This is a genomic window from Rhodopila sp., assembly GCF_035548235.1.
In the GTDB taxonomy this organism is placed as follows: Bacteria; Pseudomonadota; Alphaproteobacteria; order Acetobacterales; family Acetobacteraceae; genus Rhodopila.
The window spans coordinates 1-2,818 of the sequence record NZ_DASZTJ010000215.1 but is presented as its reverse complement, the minus strand read 5'-3'; the positions used below and the strand labels follow the sequence as shown (position 1 = coordinate 2,818).

The window sequence follows — 2,818 nt, the reverse complement described above, 5'->3', positions numbered from 1 at the left end:
GCGGTCGTCCATCCCGAAGGCTATGCCGTCGTCACCGCCGCTCGGCTTCTCCCCGGCGCGTTGTCCGCCCTGGTGACCGCCGTCAGCGGGGCGGCGTACCCGCCCGACCCGGACGTGACGGCCGGTCTCGCCGCGCGTCTGTCCTCTGCAACGCTGCATGGCGTCCGCATCATGCCCGCCGGACGGCTGGGGGATGGCTGGCTGGTCGTGCGGGAGGAAGCGGCGGTCGAGCCGCCTGTCCAGGCCACCGCCATGGCCGTTTGGGACAGGCGTTTTCAGCTGCATGGCGCGGGAGAACTGCCGGAGGGCACGACGATCGGCGCCTTGGGTGACGACGCGGCGGGGTTCCGGCGGCAGTCCCCGTTACCTTCCGTCGTGCTGCGGACGCTGCCGGCGCTGCGCGTCGGTAAAAGTGTGGCGGCCGTTCCTCATTTACGCTATGCTGGAACGATAACAATTCCAATGGTGACGGTGACTTTCGCGCCCCCCAGACCCGTCGATGGCCCGGCGTTCGTGCCGGCATCCGGATATTGGACGGTGTCGACCGGCCCGGCGGTATGATCAGTGGTTATCCGTATTGTGCTCCGCCGCCGCTTGGTGAAGCATCGACTCCGGTGGGGATGCAGATTTGCGCACCCCGCCCTATATCAAGGCGCAACGTCGGGCGCGCCCAACCATAACCATACCCGATGTCCGTGTCCGATTGAGGATGTGAGCGAAGTCATATGAGCAATTTTGGCCGCAACCTGGCCTTGTGGGTGATCATAGCCCTGCTGCTGGTGGTGCTGTTCAACCTGTTCCAGCCGGGCGTGAACCACACCAACTCCACGCAGATCGCCTATTCCGACTTCATCACCGAGGTCAATTCCGGACGCGTTCGCGACGTGGTGATCCAGGGCCGCACGGTTTCGGGCCAGTTGAACGACGGCCGGACGTTCCAGACCTATACGCCGGATGACCCGGCCCTGGTGAAGACGCTGACCGACAAGAACGTCCGCGTCATCGCCAAGCCGGAAGACAGCGACGTCAACCCGCTGCTGCACTACCTGCTGTCCTGGTTCCCGATGCTGCTGCTGATCGGCGTCTGGGTATTCTTCATGCGCCAGATGCAGTCGGGCGGCGGCCGGGCGATGGGCTTCGGCAAGAGCCGAGCGCGGATGCTGACGGAAAAGCAGGGGCGCGTGACGTTCGAGGACGTGGCCGGGATCGACGAAGCGAAGGGCGAGTTGCAGGAGATCGTCGAATTCCTGAAGGACCCGCAGAAGTTCCAGCGTCTGGGCGGCAAGATCCCCAAGGGGTGCCTGCTGGTCGGTCCTCCGGGCACCGGCAAGACGCTCCTGGCCCGCGCCATTGCGGGTGAGGCGAACGTGCCGTTCTTCACCATCTCGGGGTCCGACTTCGTCGAGATGTTCGTCGGTGTTGGCGCGTCGCGTGTCCGCGACATGTTCGAACAGGGCAAGAAGAACGCCCCCTGCATCATCTTCATCGACGAAATCGACGCGGTCGGCCGTCATCGCGGCGCTGGCCTGGGCGGCGGCAACGACGAGCGCGAGCAGACGCTGAACCAGATGCTGGTGGAGATGGACGGCTTCGAGTCCAACGAAGGCGTGATCCTGATCGCCGCGACCAACCGCCCCGACGTGCTGGACCCGGCCTTGCTGCGTCCGGGCCGCTTCGACCGCCAGGTGGTGGTGCCGAACCCGGACGTGAACGGGCGGGAGAAGATCCTGCGCGTCCACATGCGGAAGGTGCCGCTGGCCTCCGACGTCGATCCGAAGGTGATCGCGCGCGGCACGCCGGGCTTCTCGGGCGCCGACTTGGCCAACCTAGTGAACGAGGGCGCGCTGCTGGCGGCGCGGATGGGCAAGCGCGTGGTGGCCATGGCCGAGTTCGAGGCCGCCAAGGACAAGGTGCTGATGGGCACCGAACGCAAGTCGCTGGTGATGTCCGAGGCCGAGAAGCGCATGACCGCGTATCACGAGGCCGGTCACGCCTTGTGCGCGATGCACGAGCCGGAATGCGATCCGGTCCACAAGGCGACCATCGTGCCGCGCGGCCGCGCGCTGGGCCTGGTCATGAGCCTGCCGGAGGGCGATCGCTACTCCAAGTCCAAGTCGAAGCTGCTGGGCGAGTTGACCATGGCGATGGGCGGACGCGCCGCCGAGGAGATCATCTTCGGTCCCGACAAGGTGTCGAACGGCGCCGCCGGCGACATCAAGATGGCGACCGACCAGGCGCGCCGCATGATCACCGAATGGGGCATGTCCGATAAGCTCGGCATGATCGCCTATGGTGATAACAGCCAGGAAGTGTTCCTGGGTCATTCAGTGACGCAGAACAAGAACGTGTCGGAAGCGACCGCGCGGGAGATCGATGCCGAGATCAAGTCGATCATCGATCGAGCCTATAGCCGAGCGAGGCACATCCTGACGGAAAATATCGAGGAGTTGCACCGCATTGCCCGCGGATTGCTGGAGCACGAAACGCTGTCGGGCGATGAAATCCGCACCGTCCTGCGCGGTGAGCCGGTGATCCGTAAGGTGGTCGATGAGCCCGCGCCTGAATCCCGCCGGGCCTCGGTGCCGACCACCGGACGCCCGGCGGCCGGCCCTGGTGGCGGCGTCGCGCCGGCACCGCAGCCGACCTGATGCGGCGACGTCCCGATCTGGTTCCGGCCCCGGGCGTCGCCTATATGCCTCGGGCCGTTGCTTTTGGTAGGATGACCGCCTGAAACCGGCGGCGGAACGGAACCATGGCCGAACGTCTGTTGAGTACCGAATTCGCGAAAAGCGGCGCCCCCAGTTCCCCTGCGCGTGAA

Annotated in this window: 1 protein-coding gene and 1 pseudogene; both read left to right on the top strand. The window is 65.8% G+C overall.

Annotated elements, in window-relative coordinates:
* Positions 1-561: pseudogene (locus VHB27_RS17900) on the top strand (hypothetical protein); the annotation flags it as partial.
* 164 nt (positions 562-725) lie between these two features.
* Positions 726-2,648, top strand: a complete 1,923-nt coding sequence (gene ftsH, locus VHB27_RS17895) for an ATP-dependent zinc metalloprotease FtsH (protein ID WP_325602998.1) — start codon at positions 726-728, stop codon at positions 2,646-2,648.
* Positions 2,649-2,818: the final 170 nt, after the last annotated feature.